The 24,687-nt window shown below is 64.3% G+C and carries 27 protein-coding genes and 1 pseudogene; 5 read left to right on the top strand and 23 right to left on the bottom strand.

The genetic code is table 11. The annotated features are described in order from the left end of the window. Positions 1 to 120 precede the first annotated feature (120 nt). The 7 genes and pseudogenes from FJ424_RS12115 to FJ424_RS12145 all read right to left on the bottom strand — a co-directional run bounded on the left by FJ424_RS12115 (position 121) and on the right by FJ424_RS12145 (position 5,163). Positions 121 to 900, bottom strand: coding sequence for a succinate dehydrogenase iron-sulfur subunit (locus FJ424_RS12115; protein WP_140659900.1), 780 nt, complete (start codon positions 898 to 900; stop codon positions 121 to 123). Next, positions 900 to 980 (bottom strand): annotated as a pseudogene (locus FJ424_RS34445) (DUF3052 domain-containing protein); the annotation flags it as partial. The pseudogene FJ424_RS34445 and the gene FJ424_RS12115, both read right to left, overlap by 1 nt. A 26-nt stretch (positions 981 to 1,006) precedes the next feature. Continuing rightward, positions 1,007 to 1,735: a suppressor of fused domain protein gene (locus FJ424_RS12125; protein ID WP_181182268.1), complete on the bottom strand. Its 729-nt coding sequence runs from the start codon at positions 1,733 to 1,735 to the stop codon at positions 1,007 to 1,009. A gap of 43 nt (positions 1,736 to 1,778) precedes the next feature. Continuing rightward, positions 1,779 to 3,614: a succinate dehydrogenase flavoprotein subunit gene (gene sdhA, locus FJ424_RS12130; protein WP_140659902.1), complete on the bottom strand. Its 1,836-nt coding sequence runs from the start codon at positions 3,612 to 3,614 to the stop codon at positions 1,779 to 1,781. Positions 3,615 to 3,618: 4 nt separating this feature from the next. After that, positions 3,619 to 4,014, bottom strand: coding sequence for a succinate dehydrogenase, hydrophobic membrane anchor protein (sdhD, locus tag FJ424_RS12135; RefSeq protein WP_140659903.1), 396 nt, complete (start codon positions 4,012 to 4,014; stop codon positions 3,619 to 3,621). Next, positions 4,014 to 4,436 (bottom strand): succinate dehydrogenase, cytochrome b556 subunit, encoded by a 423-nt coding sequence (gene sdhC, locus FJ424_RS12140; protein ID WP_140659904.1) that lies wholly within the window; start codon positions 4,434 to 4,436, stop codon positions 4,014 to 4,016. Before sdhC ends, sdhD begins: the two co-directional genes overlap by 1 nt. A gap of 226 nt (positions 4,437 to 4,662) precedes the next feature. Further along, the gene (locus tag FJ424_RS12145; RefSeq protein ID WP_140659905.1) at positions 4,663 to 5,163 is read right to left on the bottom strand and encodes a hypothetical protein; all 501 of its coding nucleotides are present in this window, start codon (positions 5,161 to 5,163) and stop codon (positions 4,663 to 4,665) included. A gap of 364 nt (positions 5,164 to 5,527) precedes the next feature. On the opposite strand from FJ424_RS12145, the gene FJ424_RS12150 reads away from it, so the two are divergent. Further along, positions 5,528 to 5,884 carry a hypothetical protein gene (locus tag FJ424_RS12150; protein WP_140659906.1) on the top strand — a complete coding sequence of 119 codons (357 nt, stop codon included), beginning with the start codon at positions 5,528 to 5,530 and terminating at the stop codon, positions 5,882 to 5,884. A gap of 48 nt (positions 5,885 to 5,932) precedes the next feature. Here the strand turns inward: FJ424_RS12150 and FJ424_RS12155 are convergent, their stop codons facing one another. Next, entirely contained in the window at positions 5,933 to 7,129 is a 1,197-nt protein-coding gene (locus FJ424_RS12155; protein ID WP_140659907.1) for a GGDEF domain-containing protein, read from the bottom strand. Positions 7,130 to 7,290: 161 nt separating this feature from the next. On the opposite strand from FJ424_RS12155, the gene FJ424_RS12160 reads away from it, so the two are divergent. Next, entirely contained in the window at positions 7,291 to 7,596 is a 306-nt protein-coding gene (locus FJ424_RS12160; protein WP_140659908.1) for a hypothetical protein, read from the top strand. Between the two features lie 63 nt (positions 7,597 to 7,659). Here the strand turns inward: FJ424_RS12160 and leuC are convergent, their stop codons facing one another. The 8 genes from leuC to rplS all read right to left on the bottom strand — a co-directional run bounded on the left by leuC (position 7,660) and on the right by rplS (position 14,386). After that, positions 7,660 to 9,069 carry a 3-isopropylmalate dehydratase large subunit gene (leuC, locus tag FJ424_RS12165; protein ID WP_140659909.1) on the bottom strand — a complete coding sequence of 470 codons (1,410 nt, stop codon included), beginning with the start codon at positions 9,067 to 9,069 and terminating at the stop codon, positions 7,660 to 7,662. Between the two features lie 66 nt (positions 9,070 to 9,135). Continuing rightward, positions 9,136 to 9,261 carry a hypothetical protein gene (locus FJ424_RS34330; protein WP_140659910.1) on the bottom strand — a complete coding sequence of 42 codons (126 nt, stop codon included), beginning with the start codon at positions 9,259 to 9,261 and terminating at the stop codon, positions 9,136 to 9,138. 365 nt (positions 9,262 to 9,626) lie between these two features. After that, entirely contained in the window at positions 9,627 to 10,277 is a 651-nt protein-coding gene (locus FJ424_RS12175; protein WP_140659911.1) for a class I SAM-dependent methyltransferase, read from the bottom strand. Positions 10,278 to 10,398: 121 nt separating this feature from the next. Beyond that, positions 10,399 to 11,208 (bottom strand): amino acid ABC transporter permease, encoded by an 810-nt coding sequence (locus FJ424_RS12180; RefSeq protein ID WP_140659912.1) that lies wholly within the window; start codon positions 11,206 to 11,208, stop codon positions 10,399 to 10,401. A gap of 260 nt (positions 11,209 to 11,468) precedes the next feature. Further along, on the bottom strand, positions 11,469 to 12,266 hold the full coding sequence (locus FJ424_RS12190; protein WP_140659913.1) for a transporter substrate-binding domain-containing protein: 798 nt from the start codon (positions 12,264 to 12,266) through the stop codon (positions 11,469 to 11,471). 230 nt (positions 12,267 to 12,496) lie between these two features. Further along, positions 12,497 to 12,997 carry a MarR family transcriptional regulator gene (locus FJ424_RS12195; protein ID WP_140659914.1) on the bottom strand — a complete coding sequence of 167 codons (501 nt, stop codon included), beginning with the start codon at positions 12,995 to 12,997 and terminating at the stop codon, positions 12,497 to 12,499. Continuing rightward, positions 12,994 to 13,413 carry an organic hydroperoxide resistance protein gene (locus FJ424_RS12200; protein WP_140659915.1) on the bottom strand — a complete coding sequence of 140 codons (420 nt, stop codon included), beginning with the start codon at positions 13,411 to 13,413 and terminating at the stop codon, positions 12,994 to 12,996. Before FJ424_RS12200 ends, FJ424_RS12195 begins: the two co-directional genes overlap by 4 nt. Before the next feature lie 436 nt (positions 13,414 to 13,849). After that, positions 13,850 to 14,386, bottom strand: coding sequence for a 50S ribosomal protein L19 (gene rplS, locus FJ424_RS12205; protein WP_140646029.1), 537 nt, complete (start codon positions 14,384 to 14,386; stop codon positions 13,850 to 13,852). 358 nt (positions 14,387 to 14,744) lie between these two features. Here rplS and FJ424_RS12210 point away from each other — a divergent pair, with 358 nt between their 5' ends. After that, positions 14,745 to 15,497 carry a sulfite exporter TauE/SafE family protein gene (locus FJ424_RS12210; protein ID WP_140659926.1) on the top strand — a complete coding sequence of 251 codons (753 nt, stop codon included), beginning with the start codon at positions 14,745 to 14,747 and terminating at the stop codon, positions 15,495 to 15,497. Here FJ424_RS12210 and trmD read toward each other — a convergent pair. Together trmD and rimM are read right to left on the bottom strand one after the other, a co-directional pair. Next, positions 15,479 to 16,180 carry a tRNA (guanosine(37)-N1)-methyltransferase TrmD gene (gene trmD, locus FJ424_RS12215; protein WP_140659925.1) on the bottom strand — a complete coding sequence of 234 codons (702 nt, stop codon included), beginning with the start codon at positions 16,178 to 16,180 and terminating at the stop codon, positions 15,479 to 15,481. The two genes, FJ424_RS12210 and trmD, sit on opposite strands and share 19 nt — an antisense overlap. Continuing rightward, entirely contained in the window at positions 16,177 to 16,776 is a 600-nt protein-coding gene (rimM, locus tag FJ424_RS12220; protein WP_140659924.1) for a ribosome maturation factor RimM, read from the bottom strand. Before rimM ends, trmD begins: the two co-directional genes overlap by 4 nt. 98 nt (positions 16,777 to 16,874) lie before the next feature. Here rimM and FJ424_RS12225 point away from each other — a divergent pair, with 98 nt between their 5' ends. Together FJ424_RS12225 and FJ424_RS12230 are read left to right on the top strand one after the other, a co-directional pair. Beyond that, positions 16,875 to 17,813 (top strand): tyrosine recombinase XerC, encoded by a 939-nt coding sequence (locus FJ424_RS12225; RefSeq protein ID WP_140659923.1) that lies wholly within the window; start codon positions 16,875 to 16,877, stop codon positions 17,811 to 17,813. 224 nt (positions 17,814 to 18,037) lie between these two features. After that, the gene (locus FJ424_RS12230; RefSeq protein WP_140659922.1) at positions 18,038 to 19,102 is read left to right on the top strand and encodes a TraB/GumN family protein; all 1,065 of its coding nucleotides are present in this window, start codon (positions 18,038 to 18,040) and stop codon (positions 19,100 to 19,102) included. 691 nt (positions 19,103 to 19,793) lie between these two features. On the opposite strand, the gene lpdA is transcribed toward FJ424_RS12230, so the two are convergent. The 5 genes from lpdA to odhB all read right to left on the bottom strand — a co-directional run bounded on the left by lpdA (position 19,794) and on the right by odhB (position 24,653). Next, entirely contained in the window at positions 19,794 to 21,200 is a 1,407-nt protein-coding gene (gene lpdA / locus FJ424_RS12240) for a dihydrolipoyl dehydrogenase (RefSeq protein WP_140659920.1), read from the bottom strand. Between the two features lie 112 nt (positions 21,201 to 21,312). After that, positions 21,313 to 22,068: an SDR family oxidoreductase gene (locus FJ424_RS12245; RefSeq protein WP_140659919.1), complete on the bottom strand. Its 756-nt coding sequence runs from the start codon at positions 22,066 to 22,068 to the stop codon at positions 21,313 to 21,315. After that, positions 22,065 to 22,577 (bottom strand): hypothetical protein, encoded by a 513-nt coding sequence (locus FJ424_RS12250; protein ID WP_140659918.1) that lies wholly within the window; start codon positions 22,575 to 22,577, stop codon positions 22,065 to 22,067. Before FJ424_RS12250 ends, FJ424_RS12245 begins: the two co-directional genes overlap by 4 nt. Next, on the bottom strand, positions 22,577 to 23,308 hold the full coding sequence (locus FJ424_RS12255; protein ID WP_140659927.1) for a DUF4241 domain-containing protein: 732 nt from the start codon (positions 23,306 to 23,308) through the stop codon (positions 22,577 to 22,579). Before FJ424_RS12255 ends, FJ424_RS12250 begins: the two co-directional genes overlap by 1 nt. A 70-nt stretch (positions 23,309 to 23,378) precedes the next feature. Beyond that, positions 23,379 to 24,653, bottom strand: a complete 1,275-nt coding sequence (gene odhB, locus FJ424_RS12260; protein WP_140659917.1) for a 2-oxoglutarate dehydrogenase complex dihydrolipoyllysine-residue succinyltransferase — start codon at positions 24,651 to 24,653, stop codon at positions 23,379 to 23,381. Positions 24,654 to 24,687 lie beyond the last annotated feature (34 nt).

Consider the following 24,687-nt stretch of genomic DNA (forward strand, 5'->3'; position numbering starts at 1 on the left):
CGAAGAATAAGCGCTGTTGACGAAGCTGCTGATCTCCCCCCTTGTGGGGAGATGTCCGGCAGGACAGAGGGGGGCGCGAAGGATCGCTGCCTTCAAAGCACCGCGAGCGAATTCGCCCGACTAGACCCGCCGCTCCACCATCATCTTCTTGATCTCGGCGATCGCCTTGGCGGGATTGAGTCCCTTCGGGCAGGTCTGCGCGCAGTTCATGATGGTGTGGCAGCGATAGAGCCGGAACGGGTCTTCCAGATTGTCGAGCCGCTCGCCTGTCGCCTCGTCGCGGCTGTCGATCAGCCAGCGATAGGCCTGCAATAGGGTGGCCGGGCCGAGATAACGATCGCCGTTCCACCAGTAGCTCGGGCACGACGTCGAGCAGCAAGCGCACAGGATGCACTCGTAGAGCCCGTCGAGCTTTTCGCGGTCCTCGTGGCTCTGCAGCCATTCCTTGGCGGGCGTCGGCGAGACCGTCTGCAGCCAGGGCTGGATCGAAGCGTGCTGGGCATAGAAATTGGTGAGGTCAGGCACCAGGTCCTTGATCACAGACATGTGCGGCAGCGGATAGACCTTCACGGCGCCCGAAATGTCCTCGGCGCCCTTGGTGCAGGCCAGCGTGTTCGAGCCGTCGATATTCATGGCGCAGGAACCGCAGATGCCTTCGCGGCAGGAGCGGCGCAAGGTCAGCGTCGGGTCGATCTTGTTCTTGATCCACAACAGCGCGTCGAGAACCATCGGCCCGCAATCGTCCATGTCGACGAAATAGGTGTCCATGCGCGGGTTCTCGTCGTCGTCCGGCGACCAGCGGTAGATGCGGTATTCGCGCAGGTTCGTGGCGCCTTCCGGCTTCGGCCAGGTCTTGCCTTGCTGGACCTTCGAATTCCTGGGAAGCGTGAGTTCGACCATTACTTGCGGTCCTTTCGGATGACGAGCTTCAGCCCGGACCAGATTTCGTTCACGGCGGCGACCTTGACGTCGACGAGGTCGTTCACAAAGATTAGCGGAGTTGTCATCAGAAAAGCCCTAGGTAGCGCTTCCGCTTGACAGCGCTTGGTCTGCCTGCATCCAACACATCGGAAACACCTGCGGTGTCGAGCGCAATAATCAGAGCCTCGACACCCTTATTCAACTTCAGCGTCATCTCATCTGCGTGTAGCGGGACGACGGCAAAGAAATTAACCTTAGTGCCATCGGCCGCGCGGAGGATATCTCTCTTGTCGGGCCAACTCGGTGGACGGAGAAGAATTACGCCGGACATTTTGGTGTTCTCGGCGTAAGGCTCCGGCGGACCGTCTTGCGACGCAACAGTATGCGAACCCCATATCCAGCTTCCATAGTCGTGAGGCATCCGGGCGAGCGACTTCATCAAGCGGATGGGCCAGTATTTATTCGGGTCAGCGAGTTGGTTTTCGGGGATCATTCCGTTTTCCCCAGCAGCAAACCATGACGCCGGGAGCGTGAAAACCAGTTCGGCTCGTTCATAATCCTCGCGGGGGTGGAGATTGCCCGGAACATTCATCGGGAGATCGCTCATCCCGCTCGTTACAAGAGTCCAGTTATTTTTAATATCGTTTGGTGGAAACACGAGTAGATCAAGATGTACTTTATCAGAGATGATTTCGTGTAAAACGCCTGCTTGTTCGCCCAGGAATTCTCCAAGAAATCCTTGGATTTCTTCCAGGTAGACGGCGACATCTGTCGGGCCTCGAAACTCCGTTCTCACACCAGTGTAGTCGTACACTGAAGTTCCGTTGGGTAATTTCGACAGCTTTATCATTGCCGCGTCAGTACACCCTGGCCTTCGGCGCGATCTTGGCCAGGCTGATGCCGCCGTCCTTTTCCGCCAGCAGCGGCTCGGTGTGCACTGGCCGGTAGGTGAGCGTCACCTTGCCGTCTTCGCTCAGATGAGCCAGCGTATGCTTGCGCCAGTTGGCGTCGTCGCGCTTGTCGAAATCCTCACGCGCGTGCGCGCCCCGGCTCTCCTTGCGCGCCTCGGCGCCGTAGACCGTGGTGATGGCGTTGGCCATCAGGTTTTCCAGCTCCAGCGTCTCGACGAGGTCGGAATTCCAGATCATCGAGCGGTCGGTGACCTTGATGTCCTCGAGTTCGCCCCAGAGTTCCGAAATCCGCTTGCAGCCGTTCTCGAGCGAGTCCTGCGTGCGGAACACCGCGGCGTCTTCCTGCATGGCGCGCTGCATCTTCTCGCGCAACACCGCGGTCGGGATCGAGCCGTTGGCGTGGCGCAGGCGATCGAAGCGCTCCATGATCTTTTCGACCGAGGCTTCGTTGGGCGACGGGATCGCCGACTTGCGGTCGATCACCTGGCCGGCGCGGATCGCCGCCGCGCGGCCGAACACGACGAGGTCGATCAGCGAGTTCGAGCCGAGCCGGTTGGCACCATGCACCGAAGCGCAGCCGGCCTCGCCGACGGCCATCAGGCCGGGCGACACGCGGTCGGGATGCTCGGCCGTCGGGTTGAGCACCTCGCCCCAGTAATTGGTCGGCACGCCGCCCATATTGTAGTGGACCGTCGGCAGCACCGGGATCGGCTCCTTGGTGAGGTCGACGCCGGCAAAGATCTTGGCCGATTCCGAGATGCCCGGCAGCCGCTCGTGCAGCACGGCCGGATCGAGATGGTCGAGATGCAGGAAGATGTGGTCCTTGTTCTTGCCGACGCCGCGGCCCTCGCGGATCTCCAGCGTCATGCAGCGCGAGACGACGTCGCGCGAGGCGAGATCCTTGGCAGACGGCGCATAGCGCTCCATGAAGCGCTCGCCCTCGGAATTGACGAGATAGCCGCCCTCGCCGCGCGCACCTTCGGTGATCAGGCAGCCGGCACCGTAGATGCCGGTCGGGTGGAACTGCACGAACTCCATGTCCTGCAGCGGCAGCCCGGCTCTGGCTGCCATGCCGCCGCCGTCGCCGGTGCAGGTATGCGCCGAGGTGGCGGAGAAATAGGCTCGCCCATAGCCGCCGGTCGCCAGCACCACCATCTTGGCCGAGAAGCGGTGGATGGTGCCGTCGTCGAGGTTCCAGGCGACGACGCCGGTGCAGGTGCCGTCCGGCTCCATGATCAGGTCGAGCGCGAAATACTCGATGAAGAACTGGGCGTTGTTCTTCAGCGACTGGCCGTAGAGCGTATGCAGGATGGCGTGGCCGGTGCGGTCGGCGGCAGCACAGGTGCGCTGCACCGGCGGACCGTCGCCATAGTTCATCATGTGGCCGCCGAACGGCCGCTGGTAGATCTTGCCTTCCTCGGTGCGCGAGAACGGCACGCCGTAATGCTCGAGCTCGTAGACCGCGGCCGGCGCCTCGCGCACCATGTATTCCATGGCGTCGACGTCGCCGAGCCAGTCCGAGCCCTTGACGGTGTCGTACATGTGCCACTGCCAGGAATCGGGACCCATGTTGGACAGCGAGGCGGCGATGCCGCCTTGCGCGGCCACCGTGTGCGAACGCGTCGGAAACACTTTGGTGATGCAGGCGGTGCGCAGCCCCTGCTCGGCCATGCCGAGCGTGGCGCGCAGGCCGGCGCCGCCGGCGCCGACGATCACGACGTCGAATTTATGGTCGACAAAAGTGTAGGCGGAAGCCGTGTTGGCTGTATTTGCGTTGGCCAAGACGTCAGCCTCCGAATGCGAGTTTGAGCAGGGCAAACAGCGAAGCGACGCCGACTGCCACGCAGAAAAAGGTGTTGAGCGCGATCAGCGCCAACCTCAGGCCTTCGCCATGCACGTAATCCTCGATGATCACCTGCATGCCGATGCGCATGTGGTAAAGCGGCGAGATCAGCACCAGCCCGAGCATGACCACCACGAACGGGTTCGCAAGCGCCGCCCGCACATCCGCGTAGTCATGGCCGTTGATCGCGATCAGGAAGCCGACGAAAAACAGGACCAAAGGAATGTTGGCGATGGCGGTCAGTCGCTGCCGCCAGAAATGCCCGGTGCCTTCGCGGGCCGAACCGAGGCCGCGGACCTTCGCCAGCGGCGTGCGCATGTCCGAATTGTTCGCGCTCATCAGAAAGCTCCCCGCGCCATGTAGCCGGCGATCCAGATCAGCAGCGTCAGCACGATCGAGCCGGCGAGCGTCGCCCAGGCGATCCTCGACGCGGTGTGTTTTTCCAGTCCCGCGCCGGCGTCCCAGACGAGGTGGCGCAGCCCGCCCAGCATGTGGTGCATCAGCGCCCAGGTGTAGCCGAACAGAACCAGCCGGCCGAGCCAGGAGCCGAAGGCCCAGTTGACCCAGTCGAAGGCGGCCTGCGAGCTCGAAGCTGCGATCAGCCACGCCGCCACCAGCAGCGTCCCGAAATAGAGCGCGCCGCCGGTGATGCGATGGATGATCGACATCGTCATCGTGATCGGCGGCCGGTAGACCGTCAGATGCGGCGAGAGCGGCCGTTCACGTCTGGCAACTGCGCGGGTGGCTGGTGATTTGCTCATGGCTCCCCCAGATCGGCATCCTGGAGCCGCGATGGGAATGCGGCGTTTGCCGCCCTCATATATGGCTTCGGACAGCCGGTTTCTAATGCTCTTTTTGCACCGCGTCAAAGCCGGAAAAACGTTTTGGAAACATCATTTAGTCTGACAAATTGGAGGCCGCGCGCTTCAATCGATTAGCGGCTGTTTAGAAGCCGGCGCAGCGTTCGCCGCAGTGCAACAAACTGCGCTATCTTCTGCAAGTCTGCGGGGTGGATCCCCTCTTCATCACCAGCGCCTCGCGTCCGTCGATCACGATTGCGTCATGCGTCGCCGCTTCCTGGTAGCGGCTGCTCTGGTTGGCGGGCGAGGCGGCGAACTCCTCTGCCGTGCCATCCGGCCGCATGACGCGCAACGCGCTGCCCAGATTCTGGATGGTGATCAAGCCGCCATTGCCGCATCTGTAGCTGGCCGTGCCGATGCCGGACCGCGGCGTCGTAAGGTCGGGGACGATCTTGGTTGGTGGTGCGGGCGTCTTGGCCGCTGTCGGGACCGACACTGCCGCAGGTACTGGGGGCGTCGCAGGTATCGACGTCGCCGCTGGCGCGGCGGGCTGCTGGTTCGGCGCAGGCGAAGCCGGCAGCGGTGCGGCATCGGCCGACTTGGGCGCGCCGTCCTGCGGTACGCAGGCCGCGGCCGCGAGAAGCAGCGGGATGATGATCGAGACCCGAACCGTGTGGCCAAAGCTCATACGCTGCCCTTTCGTGCGCGGCACCCTACAGCAATTCCGGGAAAAGTGTGAACGGTTGGGTTCGGCGTGTTCGCCGTGGCCTTCCGTCCGGAATTGCGTCGAAACAAAGAGATAGCCGCTTGCCGTTACTGTGAAACGGTGGACCGCTGTAGCCACGCGACGTTGCAAGATCAAGGTGACCTGAAGTCAGATCGGCACTGCGACCGCCCTGTTGCCTGGCAAGCCGGCCCTCGAAAATTAACCATGTTCCTTAAGAACCGGCGCCGAAGGCCTCCCGCCTCTTAACAAAGGTTAAGAAAGAGTTAATTTCCGATTCGAACCGGATTCCAGGCGCGATCTGTCGCGCCGATCAAGGGAGAGCGACATGCGTTCGAATTCAGTGTGGGCAAGCCTCGCGGCCGCGGCGCTGGCAGGGTTTGTCATGGCAATCGCCGCGCCGGCCGAAGCCGGCTTGCGCCATCACGACCGCGTCTATGCCGATTCCTTCGGCAATCTCGTCATCGACAGCGCCGCCGGCTACAAGCGCATCGTCGTCGGCGAGGGCAAGCTTGCGAAAAAGCTTTCCGAATTCACCAGCGCCGGCCAGCCGGATGTCGTCTATGACGATGCGGACGAACCCGGCGCGCCCGGCTGCTACCAGCCGCCGGTGCTGGTGAAGGGCCGCTCCTATATGTACGGGCTTTCCGACGGCGAGATGCCCAATCTCAGCCCTTGCCGTTGAAGCTCGTCGGCGCCTGGCGCCGCCGCGCCTGATACGCGTCCGGTGTCATTAGCCGACGGCGAGCGGCTCGGCAGCGAAGGCGGTTTCAGGTCTCTCATAGGAAAGCCGCACGCTGTCGCGGCCGTTCTTCTTGGCCTTGTAGAGCGCTTCGTCGGCGCGCCGCATTAGCGGCATCAGCCCTTCCCTGCCGGAGCGGGCGGCGACGCCGAAGCTGGCGGTCACCCTGATACCGGGAGGCAGGCCCTCGATCGCGCCGGCCGAATAGAAGGCGCGGATCGCTTCGGCAAAGAGCCTTGCCGCCCCCAGGTCGCTGAGCGGCAAAAGCACGGCGAACTCTTCGCCGCCGATGCGGCCGGCGGCCCCGCGCGCGCCGGTGGCGGAACGCAGCTTGGCGGCGAAATCGGCGATCACCCGGTCGCCGGCCTCATGTCCGTGCTGGTCGTTCAGCGCCTTGAAGTGATCGAGATCGGCAAGCACCAGGGCGACGGGAAACCCCGCCTTGCCGCACTGGTCGAGCAACACGGTTGCCCGCTCCTCGAAGCCGCGGCGGTTGAGGATGCCCGAGAGCGGATCGGTATGGGTCTCGGCCTTCAGCGCCCGCATCACATCGAGCGCCGCGGCCGTGAACAGGCTAAGCGCGATCAGCAGCGACAACAGCGCGTGCGAAAGCAGCGCCGTCGTCCAGTAGGACGAGCCGTAGAAGCCGTCATAGCTGGGGAACGGTCCATGCGCGATGACGACGATCAGCGTGCGGGCGATGAAGTTCAGCCCGGAAAGCAGCGACAGCGCGAACAGGATTTTCTCGGTCGGACCGTTGTTGCGCACCGTTCTCAGTTCCGAGGCGACCAGCATGCTGAGCGCGCCAAAGCCGAAATTCATGACGAGCACGCGCCAGGTGAGGTCCGGCTCGACGAACATGAACCAGATGAAAGCGGCGAGCCCGCCTCCGGTCACGATACCGATGCCGACATAGGGCACGCGCCGCCCGTAGCGCGCGACGATCGCGCTGGAGAGGCAGCAGGCGGCGATCGTGAAGCAGATGTTGGAAGCCAGCTTGGTCAGCGCCACGCCGATCGGAAGCGTGAAATACTGCAGCAGGAAACCCGGCGCCGACAGGCAGTAGCTCGCGCCGAGCGCGGCCAGATACGGGCGATGGCGCTGATAGGAAAACAGCACGAGGAACGCGGCGCCAAGCGCCAGCGCTATCGTCGGATTGAGCAGCGCTATGAGCAGACCGGTGTCCAAAGGACTGCGACTTTCCCCAACTTACCCAGGGGGAGATACTAGGACCTAAGCCCAAACAAGCGGTTAAGCCCCCGACGAGCACATCGCATGCCACACGGAACCGGCCTGCCGGAGCGGCGTTGTCCGGCCAGACAGGAGACGCCAGACGGGAGACGATCGAGATGGCCGGCACGATCACTTTGACGAACCACGATGAAATCCGCTCCTGGGCGGCGGCGCGCGCCGGCTTCCCGGCCATTGTCGACATCTCGCCCGAGGCGGGAACGCAGCCCATGCTGCGGCTGGTTTTTGGGCAGCAGGCGTATGAAGACACCGACCGCCCGGAGCGTTCGATCAACAGCGGCGGCTACGAGCTCGTGGAGTGGGACGAGTGGTTCAGGATTTTCGACGAGCGGCAGTTGGCCTTGGTCGTCGCCGCCGACGAGCCCGGCAGGCGCGAGGAGTTTCACGAGATCATTCGCAGATAGAGCGCTGAAAGCAAAAGGCCCGGACGTCCTGTCCGGGCCTTTGTTGAGAGACGCAGCCGGCTGTTACTTCCAGTCGCGGATGTCGACAAAATGGCCGGCGATCGCGGCAGCCGCCGCCATGGCCGGCGACACCAGGTGGGTGCGGCCCTTGAAGCCCTGCCGGCCCTCGAAATTGCGGTTCGAGGTCGAGGCGCAGCGTTCATGCGGCTTCAGCCGGTCGTCGTTCATGGCCAGGCACATCGAGCAGCCCGGTTCGCGCCAATCGAAGCCGGCGGCAACGAAGATCTTGTCGAGGCCTTCGGCTTCCGCCTGTTCCTTGACCAGGCCGGAGCCGGGCACGATCATGGCGTTGACGCGCGGATTGACGGTCTTGCCCTCGACCACCTTGGCGGCGGCGCGCAGGTCTTCGATGCGGCCGTTGGTGCAGGAGCCGATGAAGACGCGGTCGAGCGCTATGTCGGTGATCTTGGTCCCCGGCGTCAGCCCCATATAGTCGAGCGCGCGGATCTTCGACGTGCGCTTGTTCTCGTCCGCGATCTCTTGCGGATTGGGCACGATGCCCTGCACCGAGACGACGTCCTCGGGCGAGGAGCCCCAGGAGACGATCGGCGGCAGTTTCTGCGCGTCGAGCACCACGACCTTGTCGAAATGCGCGCCTTCGTCGGACTGCAGCGTCTTCCAATAGGCGAGCGCGGCATCCCAGGCAGCGCCCTTCGGCGCGCGCGGCTTGTCCTTCACATAGGCAAAGGTCGTCTCGTCCGGCGCGATCAGGCCTGCCCGCGCGCCGCCCTCGATCGACATGTTGCAGATCGTCATGCGGCCTTCCATCGACAGCGAACGGATCGCTTCGCCCGCATATTCGATGACGTAGCCGGTGCCGCCGGCGGTGCCGATCTCGCCGATGATGGCGAGGATGATGTCCTTGGCGGTGACGCCTTCCGGCAACTGGCCGTCGACGCGCACCAGCATATTCTTGGCCTTGCGCTGGATCAGCGTCTGGGTGGCCAGCACATGCTCGACTTCCGACGTGCCGATGCCGTGCGCCAGCGCGCCAAAGGCGCCGTGCGTGGAGGTGTGGCTGTCGCCGCAGACGATGGTCATGCCCGGCAGGGTGAAGCCCTGTTCCGGTCCGATGATGTGGACGATGCCCTGGCGGATATCGTTCTCGGAATAATATTCGATGCCGAAATCCTTGGCGTTCTTGGCCAGCGCCTCGACCTGGATGCGGCTTTCCTCGTTCTTGATGCCGAACTTGCGCTCGGGTGAGGTCGGCACGTTATGGTCGACCACGGCCAGCGTCTTTTCCGGATGGCGGACCTTGCGGCCGCTCATGCGCAGGCCCTCGAAGGCCTGCGGGCTGGTGACTTCGTGGACGAGGTGGCGGTCGATATAGAGCAGGCAGGTGCCGTCGTCCTGGCGGTCGACCGTGTGGTCGTCGAAGATCTTGTCGTAGAGGGTGCGCGGTGCGCTCATGTGCGTAAATCCGTCGATATGAGAATAGGAAAAGCTGGCGTGGCTTCGGCCGGCAAGCGACTTCGATCAGTCGGCCCGGCGAAGTCGGCAGGTGAGCGCGCCGCAGACCCGCGCGGCAAATCGCGACGGCAGGCGCTTTCTGTCCTGCAGCACGAAGCCCTTGTAGGCCGGATCGCTGAAAAGCTTTTCCATGGCGGCGTAGATAGCAATGTTTTGGCTTTTCGGCAATTAGCGGCTGGGACCTTGTTCCTCGCCCTCACATTCCCACACCTTCGGAGGGCAAAGGCAGAGCGCCAAGGTCGGCGAGCGCGCGCCCTTCCTCTCCCCCGCCGATCGGGGGAGAGGTGGCGAGCGAAGCTCGACGGAGTGGGGGTCGACTTGGCTCGGCCATTGTTATTTCAAACCGAGCAATGCCTCGGCTTTATAGGGGCCGGTGGCGAGTTATTAGCGACGGCGCATTTGAGCACCGCCGTCCCCCGCTCCGTCGCTGCTTCGCAGCGCCACCTCTCCCCCCTCCGGAGGGAGAGGAAGGGAGGCAAGATCGGCGAGCTCACGGCTCAAACCACCTCGAACACGAACGTCTTCACCAGCGCTTCCGGGTCGCCGATCGCGTAGCAGCGGAACCACGGGCTTTGCTCTACGAGCCGCCATCTCTTCGCCTGGGTCAGCTCGTCGAACACCGTTTGAAAGCCGCCGCTCTCGAAAACCTGGTCGCGCACGGTGAAGATGGCATGGCCGCCGCTTTTGGTGATGCGCACCAGTTCGTGCAGGCCGGAGGCAGGGGCATGACCGATGGTGAAGACGCCGGTCGAGAAGAAGGCGCGGAAATGCCGGTCGGGCCAAGGCAGCGGACCGCCGAGCATCGCCTTCTTCAACTCGCCATAGGCCGGCTTGCCATTGGCTTGGCGGCTGCCGGCGATCTTCAGCATGTCGTCGGAGAGGTCGAGGCCGGCGATGTCGCCATAGCCCAGAGCCTTGAGCGACGGCCCCGACAGGCCCGTGCCGCAGCCGGCGTCGAGCAGCGGACCTTCGCCCGCCGGCACGTGCCGCGCCACCCAGGCGGTGATCAGGAAAGGCAGGAGATAGCCGAGCGAGGCGGTCTCGCTGTCATAAGTCGCGGCCCAGTCGGCATAGGCCTTTGCGAGTCCTTCCGGCGAGTCGGCCGAATAGACGGAGTCCAGCGCCGCATTGGCCTTGTCGAAATTCATGGGACGTCTCCTCCGCCGGATACATGTGACCAAGGTAGAGCAATTCCAGGAAAAGTGGGAACCGGTTTTCCGTCCGGAATTGCGTCGGAAACAAAGAGGTAGCGCCGACTTTGGCTCCCCGCTATTGCTGATGCTGCCGGCGCAGCCGCTGTTCCAGCGTCCGCAGCCCCAGCGACAGGCCGACGGTGAGGATCAAGTAGATATAGGCGACGATCGAATAGGTCTCGAAGAAGCGGAAGGAGCCCGCGGCATAGACCTTGCCGATCTGGGTGATGTCGGCGACGCCGAGCACCGAGACCAGCGAGGAATCCTTGACCATGGCGACGAAATCGTTGCCGAGCGGCGGCAGGATCATGCGGATCGCCTGCGGGAACACAATCAGCCGGAAGCGCTGCGCCCGGCTGAGCCCAAGCGCCTTCGCGGCTTCGATCTGTCCCTTCTCGACCGACTGGATGCCGGCGCGGAACACTTCCGAGATGAAGGCCGAGTAGCCGATGGTCAGCGCCATGATGGCGCGCCACAGCAGCGACACGTCGCGCACCAGCAGTTCGCCGATCACGCCGGCGCTCTGCAGCGGCGCAGTCAGCGCATTCCAGGCGGCGACGAAGGCCGGCGCGCCGGCAAAGGCGATCCAGAACAACAGCACCAGGATCGGCACGCCGCGGATGATCTCGACATAGAAGCGCGCGATCTGCCGCAGCCATTGCGACCCCGACAGCGCCATTAGCGCAATGCCAAGTCCAAGCGCGGAGGCCAGCGCGAAAGCGACCGCGGTGACGAAGATGGTGATGCCGATGCCCTTGGCGACGGTGGCGAAGACCTGCGCATAGAGGTCGCTGGAGGCAATGGCGAGGGCGGCGGCCAAAGCAAGGGCGAGGGCGGCTGCCAGCCACCAGGGGAATTCGGATTTGACGGATGGGGTGGCGGGCATCAGTTCCCAACGCTGGTGAATAGATGCCTTCGCAAGAGCTGCCAATCTCCCCCCTTGCGGGGGAGATGTCCGGTAGGACAGAGGGGGGTGCTGTCCCGCCGGCCTATCAACTGGTTGCGATCACCGCCTCTGACCGGATTCTCTTCGCAGAAGCTTAGAACGGAAATGTCGCGATCCTGCACACCCCCTTCTGCCCTGCCGGGCATCTCCCCCGCAAGGGGGGAGATTGGCAGCTTTGCCGGCCGTCGCGACAACAGCGCCTACTGCCCCATCTTGTAATCGAGGAACCATTTCTTGTTGAGCTTGTCGAACGTGCCGTCCGCCTTGAGCGCGGCGATCGCGGCATTGACCGGCTTCACCAGGTCCGACCCCTTCGGGAAGATGAAGCCGAAATCCTCGGTGCCGAGCGGCCCGCCGATCAGCTTCAGCTTGCCTTCGGAGGCATCGACATAGCCCTGGCCGGCGGTGCCGTCGGTGAGCACGACGTCGACGTCGCCCGTCTTCAGCGCCTGCACGGTCGCGCCGAAGGTCTCGAACAGCTTTATGCGCGGGTTCTGCTCGTTGCCGTCGAGCACGCTGTAGACGGCGGTGTAGAACGGCGTGGTGCCGGGCTGGGCGCCGATCAGCCCGTCCTTGAAGGCGCCGAAGGTCTTGGCGTCGGTGAAGCGGCCTTCATCGCCGCGCACCAGCATGAATTGCTCCGAGCGCATATAGGGGTCGGAGAAGTCGACTTTCTCCTTGCGGTCGTCCTTGATGGTGATGCCGGTCATGCCGATGTTGTACTGATTGTCGGAAACCGCCTGGATCATCGCGTCCCACGAGGTGTTCTGATACTCGACCTTGAAGTTCAGCCGCTTGGCGATCTCGTCCATCGCATCATATTCCCAGCCGATCTGCTTGCCGGTCTTCTTGTCGATGAACTGCAGCGGCGGATAGGCGTTTTCCGTTACCACCACGACCTTTTTGCCGCCGAGATCGGGCAAATTGTCGGCGAGCGCCGCGACAGGCGCGAGAAGGCAGGCCACCATGGCGGCCAGCAGCAGTTTCGACTTGGTCATGACAAATCTCCGAAGGTGCAGGCCGCGCTGCAATCTCGCGGCCAGGAAGAATCCGGTGCCGACTTTAGAGCAATTCCAGGAAAAGTGTGAAGCGGTTTTCCGTTCGGAATTGCGTAAAAACAAAGAGATAGAGCCGCATGCGCCTTGCAAGCCGGCCCGCGCTGACGCAGCCGGCCAACACGCAATCCGATGCTCTTCGGGGATGGTTTCGAGGATAGCCTTTGCGGCGTTCAATCCTGGTCGGCCGTGGCTTCGCGCAATCCGGCGACCAGTCGCGTCAGTGTGCCGTGCAGGGCTTTGAGCTCGGCTCGCTCCAGCGGCATGCCGCAGCTCAGTCCCTCCTGCACGTCCTTCATCTTCGCCCGCAGCGCCTGACCCTTCGCTGTCGGCTCGACCAGCACCCGGCGTTCGTCGGCGCTATCGCGCCGGCGGGTGACGAGGCCGCCGGCTTCCATCCGCTTGATCAGCGGCGTCAACGTCGCCGAATCGAGGCCAAGTGCTGCGCCGAGCTCGCCGATCGTGCTCGGCGAATGCCGCCACAGGACCAGCATCGCCAGATATTGCGGATAGGTGAGGCCGAGCGGATCGAGCAGCGGCCGGTAAAGCTTTGTCATCAGCCCGCTTGCCGAATAGAGCGCGAAGCAGAGCTGCTGGTCGAGGCGCGGCACCTCGATCGCCCCGGCGCCCTGCGCCGGAGCTTGCTTGGTCATGATTTCGGTTTTCGTCGTCATGCAGCCTTTGCCGAGAGCGCCACGTCGATATTGCCCCGGATGGCATTGGAATAGGGGCAGATCTTGTGCGCTTCGGATACAAGCGCCTCTGCGCCCGCCTGATCAAGTCCCTTGATCTCGGCCGCCAGTGAAACGCCGAGCCTGAAGCCGCCCTGGTCGTTCGGATAGAGGCTCACCGTGGAGGTGACCGAAGCGTCCTCAAGCGGCAGCTTCTGCTGGCGTGCGACGAAGCGCACCGCGCTCTCGAAGCAGGCGGCATAGCCGACGGCGAAAAGCTGCTCGGGATTGGTGGCGCCGCCCTTGCCGCCAAGTTCGTTCGGCATCGCCAGATCGACCTTGAGCAGGCCGTCGCTCGTCTCGCCGTGACCGTTGCGGCCGCCGGTGACGTGAGCCTGGGTGCTGTAAAGTGCCGACATTTTTGTCTCCATTTGATTGTACACGATTATTTAGTGTACAAAGTAATTTATTGTCAAGAGCCGCGATGTGCGTCCCTCACTTGTGTTCGGATGGATGAGAGGCACCGAGGTCGTCATCCACGGGCGGAGCGACGCGAAGCGGAGCGTAGACCCGAGGATCCATTCCGTTACCACTGTCGTAGGGTGCGACGGCGCAGAATTCTGCACCGTAGCGGTGCTTCAAAGTCACGGAATGGATCCTCGGGTCTGCGCGCGTCGCTGCGCTCCTTGCTCCGCCCGTGGATGACGACGCTCAGATGTTTCAGCCAATCGCCAAGACATGCAGTCCGAGAACGCGGGTAGGATAGGACTTGATCGGGAACCGAAAGCCCTGGCTCTTCCGCCCAATGAAAAAGGCGGCCGAAGCCGCCTTTCCAAAACTTGTTTCGACGAAACCTTATTCGGCGGAGGCGGCCTCGGCCGAAGCAGCCTCAGCGGCGGCCTTCTTCTCGGCGGCTTCCTTGGCGGCCGTCTCGGCGGCCAGCGCCTGGGCGGCCGCGACCTTCTCGGCCTCGATGCGGGCGCGCTCGGCGGCCAAAGCATCACGCTCTTCGTCGTTCAGCTTGCGGGCGCGCACGCCGGTGTTTTCCGAAATGCGAGCCGACTTGCCGCGACGGTCGCGCAGGTAATAGAGCTTGGCGCGGCGAACCTTGCCGCGGCGCACGATCTCGACGCCCTCGACCATCGGCGAGTAGACCGGGAAAACGCGCTCGACGCCTTCGCCGTAAGAAATCTTGCGTACGGTGAAATTCTCCTGGAAGCCCGAGCCGGCGCGGGCGATGACGACGCCCTCATAGGCCTGGACGCGGGTGCGGGTGCCTTCGGTGACGCGCACCTGGACGCGCACGGTGTCGCCCGGCTGGAATTCTGGCAGCTTGCGCTTGGCTTCGATCTTGGCGGCCTGTTCGGCCTCGAGCTGACGGATGAGATCCATCTCAAATATCCACTTCTTGTTCTTCCGACAGTCAGAGCGTCCAACGCTCGCCTTGCAGTTCCAATGACCGCTCGGCTATGCCCCCAGTCCCCAAATTGTATCGGGGAACATCGGGCAGGGACGGCTACACCGCACTTGTTGACGGGTCCGAAAGATCGTTCTTCCGGTTCGGGCGGGCACATACAGGCATTTTGCCGCTTTGTCACGCCCTAATGCATGTCGCCAGGAAGTGTGAGCGGTTCCGGCACGGCCTCATGCATCAAAAAAGACCTTGAGGCATATTTTTTGCCCCCATGGCCCCACATTACCGCGGCCGTGCCGGGTTGCGCGCGGCTTGTAAGCTTCCTAAGCGGGGAAAATGACTTTTTTCGATGCCGCCTTGCTCTTTCTCTCGGGTTTTGTCTCCGGTGCGGTCAACGCCGTCGCCGGCGGCGGCACCTTCGTAACCTTCGGCGCCATGACGCTGGTCGGCGTGCCGCCGATCGTCGCCAACGCCACCTCCTCGGTGACGCAGTTTCCCGGCTACATCACCTCGACGCTGGCCTATATCGACGACATCAGGCATTTCTGGCGCCAGGCGCTGCTGCTCTGCGTGATCTCGGCCTTCGGCGCGCTGGTCGGTTCGCTCATCCTGCTTGCGCTTTCCAACCCGTCCTTCCGCGCGCTGGTGCCCTGGCTGCTGATCGCCGCGACCGCGCTGTTCGCCGCCGGGCCATGGCTGAAACCGGCGCCCAAGCCCGGCGCCGAAGCCAGGGTCGGCTCGTTCGCCGGGTCGCTGGCGCAATTTGTGACCTCGATCTATGGCGGCTTCTTCGGCGCCGGCATGGGCGTGATGATGCTGGCCACGCTCGGCCTGACCCAGGCCGGCGATTACCACCGGCTCAACGCGCTGAAGAACATGCTGGCCGTGGTCATCGCGGCCATCGCCATCCTGGTCTTCGTTTCAGGCGGCGTCGTCGCTTGGCCGCAGGCGATCGTCATGATCCCGGGCGGCGCGCTCGGCGGCTATGCCGGCGTCTGGATCGCCAAGCGCGTGCCGCAGGGCGTGGTCCGCGGCTTCGTCGTCGCGGTCGGCCTGTTCCTCGCCTTTTACTATTTCACCAAAGGCTGATCCGCTGCCAAGAGGTCCGGCCGCCGCTCCCGTGTGAGCTTCTCGGCCTCGGCGCGACGCCATTCGGCTATTTTCTTGTGGTTGCCGGAGATCAGCACGTCAGGGATCGGTCTGCCTTCGAATTCCTGCGGCCGCGTGTAATGCGGATGCTCGAGCAGGCCGTTCTCGAAACTCTCTTCCTCGCCCGACACCGCATTGCCCATGACGCCGGGCAAAAGCCGCACCACGGCGTCGAGCAGCACGAGCGCCGCCGGCTCGCCGCCCGACAGGATGAAATCGCCGATCGAGACTTCCTCCAGCCCCCGCGCCTCGATCAGCCGCTGGTCGACGCCCTCGAAACGGCCGCACAGGATGACCGCGCCCGGTCCGGCGGCCAGTTCGCGCACGCGCGCCTGCGTCAGTGGTTTTCCACGCGGGCTCATCAGCAGCCTTGGACGCTCATCGCCCGGCGGCGCGGCGTGGTCGATCGCCTTGGCCAGCACGTCGGCGCGCATCACCATGCCGGCGCCGCCGCCGGCCGGCGTGTCGTCGACCGTGCGGTGCCTGTCGGCGGCGAAATCGCGGATCTGGATCGCCTCGAGCGACCAGGTGCCGGCCTCCAGCGCGCGGCCGGCCAGCGACAGGCCGAGCGCGCCCGGGAACATCTCCGGATAGAGCGTCAGCACCGAAGCGGCAAAGCTCAACGGTTGCCCCCGGCATCCTTCGGTCCGCGCGGCCGGCCTTTCGGGTCGAAGCCGGCATCCCTGGGCGCTTCGCCGTCTTCTTCGTCTTCAACCAGCCCCGCCGCCTGAGGGTTGACCTCCACGAATCCGTCGGCGATCGAAACATGCGGCACGGCGGCCTGCGTGAACGGGATCAGCACGCCCTTGCGGCCGGCAAGCGTGACGTCGAGGATGTCGCCGCCACCGAAATTATGCACGGCGACGACCTTACCGATGACGCCCGTATCGTCCCTGACGTCGAGACCGATGAGATCGGCGTGATAGAACTCGTCCTCCTCGCCGTCGTCGGGCAGCACCGAGCGGTCGACGAACAGCTCGGTGCCGGCCAAAGCCTCGGCGGCGTTGCGGTCACCGATGCCCTTGAAGCGCACGACCACGACCGTGCCGGCCGGCCGGATGTCCAGGATCTGGAAGGCGCGGCCATCCTTGGCATAAAGCGGACCGTAGTCGGCCAGCGCCAGCGGGTCCCCGGTGAAGGTCTTCACCCGCAATTCGCCCTTGATGCCGTGCGCGGCGCCGATAACGGCCATCTGTACGGGGTTTTCGAGCTTCGACATCGGCGGCGCTTCCTTTGCCCTGCTCTACCCTCCTGAGACCATCATTTCAATGATCGCCTCTTCACCGCTTCCTAACCCGCATGCCCGAAACTGCCGCCATGCAGGAATTCCTCATCCCGGCCAAACCCGACCTCCAGGCGGCGCGCCAGACCTGGCTGAAGACGCTGGCGCATGAGCGCCGGCTGTCGCCGGAGACGGTCGAGGCCTATGAGCGCGACACCCGCCAGTTCCTGCATTTCTTGACCGAACATCGCGGCGGCTCTCCAGGCATCTCGGACATTGCCGACCTGCGCCCCGCCGATTTGCGCGGCTTCCTCGCCAAGCGCCGCAATGAAGGCGCTGGCGCGCGCACGCTGGGCCGCGGCCTTGCCGGCATCCGCTCGCTGCTGCGCTTTCTCGAACGGCGCGGTCTGGTCAATGCCGCCGGCGCGGCTGCTCTGCGCGCGCCGCGCCAGCCGAAATCGCTGCCCAAGCCGCTGACGGCAAGCGATGCCAAACAAGTGGTGGCGACGGAAGGCCAGCTCGCGGACGAGCCATGGATCGCCGCCCGCAATGCCGCCGTGCTGACGCTGCTCTATGGTTCCGGCCTGCGCATCTCCGAGGCGCTCGGCCTGACCGGCGCCGATCTCGCGACGGAAGCCGACACCGTGCTGCGCGTCACCGGCAAGGGCGGCAAGACGCGGCTGGTGCCGGTGCTGCCGGTGGCCCGCAAGGCGGTCATCGAATACCGCCGGCTCTGTCCCTTCCACATCGATACCAAGGAACTGCTGTTCCGCGGCGCGCGCGGCGGCCCGCTCAACCCGGCCATCGTCCAGCGCGAGATGGCCAGACTGCGCTCGGCGCTCAACCTGCCGGACACGGCGACGCCGCATGCCTTGCGGCATTCCTTCGCCACCCATCTGCTTGGCCGCGGCGGCGATCTGCGCACCATCCAGGAACTGCTCGGCCACGCCAGCCTGTCGACCACCCAGATCTATACCGGCGTCGACACGGCAAGGCTGCTGGATATCTACGAGAAGGCGCATCCAAGGGCGTGAAGCCGCTGGGGGATGGCGCGAAGCCCTCCGGACTTCGTCATTCCAGGGCGGAGCAAGGAGCGAAGCGACGCGCGCAGACCCTGGAATGACGAAGCGATAAGCGTTGCGGCCAAAGCATTCTCTCCGAAAACCCGAGCGAACGTCAAAAGAGCTCACCGCACCAGAAACAATTTCATCCTCCCAATTAACCGTTTTGCCGCTTTTCGGCGCTAAGACGCTTCTCCATGAAACGCGTCATCGCCATCGCCGACCGCGCGGCCCTTGTCTCGTTGAAGCTGCTTGCGGCGCTCAACCTGCTGTTTTTCCTGTCTTTCCTCGTCGTTCTGCTGATCGCCGGCCGAGCGCATGCCGAAGCGCCCAGTTGCGCCGGCACCGATCTTTTGACCGCTCTGGAAAAGAACGACCCCGCCGCGTTCAAGAAGGTCGAGACCGAAGCGGCGGCCGTTCCCAACGGCAAGGGCCTGCTTTGGAAGCTGGAGAAGCCGGGCGAAAAGCCATCCTATCTGTTCGGCACCATGCACATGACCGATACGCGCGTCACCACGCTGCCGGCCGCCGCGCAGAAGGCCTATGACGGCGCCGGCACAATCGTCATCGAGACCACCGACGCGCTCGACAAGGCCAAGATGATGGCCGCCATGGCCAGCGAACCCGGCCTGATGATGTTCACCGACAACACCACGCTGTCGTCGCTGTTGTCGCCGCAGGATGCGGCGGCGCTGGACAAGGGGCTCGACGCCCGCGGCATTCCGCCGGCGACGGTCGCCAAGATGAAGCCGTGGATCCTGTCGGCGATGATGGCGTTGCCGGCCTGCGAGGTGGCGCGCCAGAGCGCCGGCGAACCCGTGCTGGACGTCAAGCTCGCCTCGGACGCCAAGGCTTCGGGGAAAGACATCGAAGGGCTCGAGACCGCCGTCGATCAGTTGCGCGCCATGGCTTCGCTGCCGCTCGAATTCCATATGAAGAGCCTGGTCGAGACGATGAAGCTCGGCGACAAGGTGAACGACGTCAACGAGACGATGATCGTGCTCTACCAGCGTGGCGAGGTCGGCATGTTCTGGCCGCTCTTCCGGGCCGTGCTGCCGGAGACGGCGGACGACAAGGCCGGCTATGCCGCCTTCGAGCAGACCATGATCACCAGCCGCAACAAGGTGATGGCGGCGCATGCGGGGCCGATTTTGGCCAAGGGCAACGTTTTCATGGCCGTCGGCGCCATGCATCTGCCTGGTCCGGAAGGACTGGTCGAGGATTTTCGCAAGGCAGGGTATAGTGTTACCGCCGTCAACTGAGTCGTCTGGCGGCTGGCGGACCTGAAAACGCCGGTTTTTCAGCGCTTTCCGTCCGTCCGCGTGAAACCCGATGCGGGCTCAGCGCGTTGATGGCTGTTATTTTGATGACTTTCATCCAAGGAGGACACGTTTCATGGCGAACCCTAACGACCCCTTCACCCCTTCGAGCACGCCTCCCAAGTCGGGTGGTGGCGGCAGCGGGTGGCTGATCGCCCTAGTTGTTATTATCCTGGCCATTGTTGCCTATTATGTCTTTGGCAGAAGCGGCGGCGAGCATGCGCCGGCCCCGGCTGAGCCGCCGGCCGCCAGCACGCCGGCTCCGGCGCCTGCAACGCCGGCTCCAGCCCCTGAGCCAGCTCCGGCGCCTGCCCCGGCTCCCGCTCCGGCACCTGCACCCGCCCCTGCGCCGGCACCTGCACCGGCACCGGCTCAGTAATAGGACGGCATCAAACGACAAACGGCCCGCCAACAGGCGGGCCGTTTTGGTTGGGACAACTGCGGCGCCTCGTCATACCCGGGCTTGACCCAGGTATCCATGCCGTAACCGTTGCCGTAGAGCGCAACAGAGCAAAATTCTGTAACCGTTGCAACGGCTTAGCGTCACGGCATGGATCCTAGGGTCTACGCGCGTCGCTTCGCTCCTTGCTTCGCCCTAGGATGACAAAGCGATGGGTTCTGCGCTGGCGCGCAGCTAAATATGAATCGGCTTGAAGAACGTCGCCAGAGCCGCTTCCTTCACCGCTTCCGACATCGTCGGATGCGCGTGGCAGGTGCGGGCGAGATCTTCGGACGAACCGCCGAATTCCATCAGCACCGCCGCTTCGTGAATCATCTCGCCGGCGCCGAAGCCGACGATATGGACGCCGAGCACGCGGTCGCTGGCCTTGTCGGCCAGGATCTTGACGAAGCCGTCGGTGTGCAGCATGGCGCGCGCGCGGCCATTGGCGCTGAACGGGAATTTGCCGACCTTGTAGTCGATGCCGGCCTTCTTCAGCTCTTCCTCGGTCTTGCCGACCGAAGCGATCTCCGGGCTGGTGTAGACGACGCTCGGGATGACGTCGTAGTTCACATGGCCGGCCTGCCCGGCGATGATCTCGGCGACTGCCACACCTTCATCCTCGGCCTTGTGCGCCAGCATCGGTCCGGCGATGACGTCGCCGATGGCATAGATGCCGGGCACATTGGTTCTGAGATGCCCATCGGTCTTGACCCGGCCGCGCCCGTCGAGCTCGACGCCGGCCTCCTTCAATCCGAGACTGTCGGCATAGGGACGCCGCCCGGTGGCGACCAGCACGACATCGGCCTCGATGGTTTCCGCCGCGCCGCCCTTGACCGGTTCGAAGGTGACAGTCGCGCCCTTCTTGGCCTTGGCGACGCCCGTGACCTTGGCGCCGAGCTTGAACTCGAAGCCTTGCTTGGAGAGCAGCCGCTGGAACTGTTTCGACACCTCGCCGTCCATGCCGCCGAGGATGGTGTCGAGGAACTCGACGACCGTGACCTTGGCGCCGAGCCTTGCCCAGACCGAGCCGAGCTCCAGCCCGATGACGCCGCCGCCGACCACCACCAGGGTGGCTGGCACCTTGGCCAGCGACAGCGCGCCGGTGGAGGAGACAACCGCCTTCTCGTCGAAATCGACTTGGACGCCCGGAATGCCGGCGACGTCCGAACCGGTGGCGATGACGATGTTCTTGGTCTCGATCTCCTCGACCTTGCCGTCCTCGCCTGTCACCGACACCTTGCCGGCGGAAATCACCTTGCCGGTGCCGCGGAAGGAATCGATCTTGTTCTTCTTGAACAGGAAGGCGACGCCGTTGACGTTGGAGGCGACCGTCGTGTCCTTGTGCGCCATCATCTTCTTCAGATTGAGCTTCGGCGCCGGTATCTCGACGCCCAGCGTATCGAAGGCGTGGCCGGCTTCCGCGAACATCTCGGAGGCGTAGAGCAGCGCCTTCGACGGAATGCAGCCGATGTTGAGGCAGGTGCCGCCGAAAGTGGCGTTCTTCTCGACCACCGCCGTCTTCAGCCCGAGCTGCGCCGCCTTGATGGCGCAGACATAGCCGCCAGGCCCCGATCCGATGATAACGACGTCATAAGCCATGTCTTTTTCCTTGTCCTGGCGCCGGAGCGGTTCGGATAGGAACCACTCCAGATTATTTCCTTGTACGCAATTCCGAACCGGAAAACCGCTACGCACTTTTCCTGGAATTGCTTTAGCGGCCGCCGCTCACATCGAGGATCGTGCCCGTTATATAAGAGGCCGCGTCCGACAGAAGATAGAGAACCGCGCTCGCGACTTCATCCGCCGTTCCCGCGCGTTTCATCGGCAGCGCGTCCTGCATCCGCGCCACGCGGTCTGGCTGGCCGCCCGAGGCGTGGATTTCGGTCTCGGTGATGCCGGGGCTGACCGCGTTGACGCGGATGCCTTCCAGCACGACTTCCCGCGCCAGCCCAATGGTCATGGTGTCGATCGCGCCCTTGGAGGCGGCATAGTCGACAAATTCGCCGGGCGAGCCGAGCCTCGCGGATGCCGAGGACAGGTTGACGATGGCGCCGCCCTTGCCGCCATGCCTCATCGACATACGCTTCACCGCCTCGCGGGCGCACAGGAAGGAACCAACGACATTGATGCGCATCATGCGCTCCAGCCGCGCCATGCTCATCTCGTCGACCCGCGCCTTGACGTCGACGATGCCGGCATTGTTGACGAAAGCGTCGAGCCGGCCAAAGGCCTGGTCCACGGCTTCGAAGATTGCGATGACATCGGCCTCGTTGCCGACATCGCCCTTGACCGCGAAGGCGTCGCCGCCAGCGGCTTTGAGTTCGGCGACAAGAGCGTCGGCAGCCGACTGGTTGGAGACGTAATTCACCGCCACGCGATAACCAGCCTCACTCGCCTGCCGGCAGATGGCCGCGCCGATGCCGCGGCTGCCGCCGGTGACCAGCAGTATCTTCCTGTCCACGCTCATTCCTGGCAGCCTTTCAGCACGAAGATGTCCCACGGCACTTTGGAGAAGCCGGCGGGGCCATAAGCGGCCGACATTTCGAGCGACGGCCCAAGATCGGGAAAGATCAGGCTTTTCGGCGCATCGGCGCCTTCGGCCGGCAGCAGGCCGATCGTGCCCTTCTCGTCGGCGCTGTAGATGACGCCTTCCCAGACCGTGCAGGCGGCAAGCTCCTCGCCGGTGACGTCGCCGGTCGGGCATTTGTACATCAGCGAGCCATGCGGCCGCGCGGCGCTGCCCTCGGTCCACATCGCGATGCCGTCGAGCACGACATTGTTGTCGAGGATCATGCGAAAGGCGTTGGTGATCGTCGCCGAGCTGCCGGCCGCGCCGAAGTCGATTTCGGCGCCGCTCTGCGCCTCGCCATAGACGGCGAGCTGGATCGGGCAGGCAGCCTGCGCGCCGGAACTCGCCGCAGTGAGCACCAGCGATCCGGCCATCAATCCGATCATGGGCGAGGCGGCATTCGTCATCACTTGGCCTGGTCGCCTTCTCGGCCGTCGGCGTTTTCCAACACGCCGAAATCGGTCATCAGGACGACCGGCTCGCCGGCTGCGTCCAGTCCCCAGAAAGACGGATAGAAGCCATCGCCCCAGCCGCTCCAGAACATCGCGACGTTGACCGGATTGCCGGCGTCCGGATGGTGCATGACGAACCGGTCCTGGTTGGGCGCGAACTCGGCCGCCAGCACATCGTCATAATAGTTCTGGTCGGGCTTGAGCTTGTCCTGCGCCGCCGACATCAGGGCCATCGCGGCCTTGTCCATGAACGAGCCGAGGCCGGCATCGACTGGATAGCCGAAGATCTCGTCGCCGTTCAGCGTCGAAACGTCCTGGCCGGGCAGAAGGGCAAGCTCCCAGCGCACCGGCACGCCGGAACGGAAGCGAAGGAATGCGGCGGCGACGCGGCCCTGCGCCTCGAACAGCATGACCGGATAGCGCCCCGGCTTCACCTTGCGGGCCAGCGCCGGCCAGTCGTCGGTCGTGATCAGGGGATCGCAGGCGATGATCTCGCCGGTCGGCAGTTCCAGCTCGCCGATCGGCGAGACGATGATCTTGCGCTCCGCCAATTGCGCATCGGAGAGCGCAAAGATGCCGAAATTGCTGCTCGCCGTCGCCGGATCCCAGTCGGCGGCCACGGCGAGCGATGGGATGGCGGCGGAGAAGCCAAGCAGGATAGTGCCGCACCGGAAAGTCCGCCGCATGCCGCGCGCCGTCTGGCCGAGCCCGAACCCGAACTTTTCCAGCCAGCTGCTCACGGCACGACCGATCCGATCACAGATCGAGCACCAGCCGCTCGGGGTCCTCCAGGCTCTCCTTGACCCGCACCAGGAAGGTCACCGCTTCCTTGCCGTCGACGATGCGGTGGTCGTAGCTGAGCGCCAGATACATCATCGGCCGGATGACGATCTGGCCGCCGACCACCACAGGCCGGTCCTGGATCTTGTGCATGCCAAGAATGCCGGACTGCGGCGCGTTCAGGATCGGCGTCGACATCAGCGACCCGTAAACACCACCGTTGGAAATCGTAAACGTCCCGCCTTGCATGTCGGCGACCGACAGCTTGCCGTCGCGCGCGGCAACGCCCAGCCGGCCGATCTCCTTCTCGATCTCGGCGATGGACATCTGGTCGGCATCGCGCACCACCGGCACCACCAGCCCCTTGTCGGTGCCGACGGCAACGCCGACATGGGCGAAATTCTTGTAGATGATGTCGGTGCCGTCGATCTCGGCGTTGACCGCCGGGATTTCCTTCAGCGCATGCGTCACCGCCTTGGTGAAGAAGCCCATGAAGCCGAGCTTCACGCCATGCTTCTTCTCGAACACGTCCTTGTACTTGGACCGCAGCGCCATCACCGCGCTCATATCCACCTCATTGAAGGTGGTGAGCATGGCGGCGGTCGACTGCGCCTCCTTCAGGCGGCGTGCGATGGTCTGGCGCAGCTTGGTCATGCGCACGCGTTCCTCGCGCGGCGCATCCTCGGTCGAGGACGGCGCCCGGGCAACGACCGGCGCCGGAGCAGCCTTCGGCGTCTCGGCGGGCTGCGACGGCGCGCCCTTGGCGATGGCGTCGAGCACGTCGCCCTTCAGCACCTGGCCGCGTTTGCCGGAGCCGGACAACTGGTCGACCGAGAGATTGGCCTCCGCGATCAGCTTGGCGGCGGCAGGCGCCGGCGGCATGGTGCGCGGCTCGATCTGGCCGGCATCGCCAGCGATCCTGGCGGTTTCGGCCGCGGCCTGCTTGCCGGTGGATGCGGCATCCGGGCTGGAGGCCTGGGCGACTGCCTGCGGCTTGGTCGCCGGGGCCGCGCCGCCCGCCGAAATCGAGCCGAGCAGCGCCCCGACATTGACTGTCTCGCCTTCCTTGACGGCGATCTCGGCCAGCGTTCCGGCGCCCGCGGCAGGCACTTCCACCGTCACCTTGTCGGTTTCGAGCTCGACCAGGGGCTCGTCCGCGGCGATCGCGTCGCCGACCTTCTTGAACCACTTGCCGACAGTCGCCTCGGTCACGGATTCGCCGAGAGTGGGGACGCGGATTTCGGTAGCCATTGTGCCTGTCCGTTGTCTTCTTGAGGTCTGTTTC

It is taken from the genome of Mesorhizobium sp. B3-1-8 (assembly GCF_006439495.1).
In the GTDB taxonomy this organism is placed as follows: domain Bacteria; phylum Pseudomonadota; class Alphaproteobacteria; order Rhizobiales; family Rhizobiaceae; genus Mesorhizobium.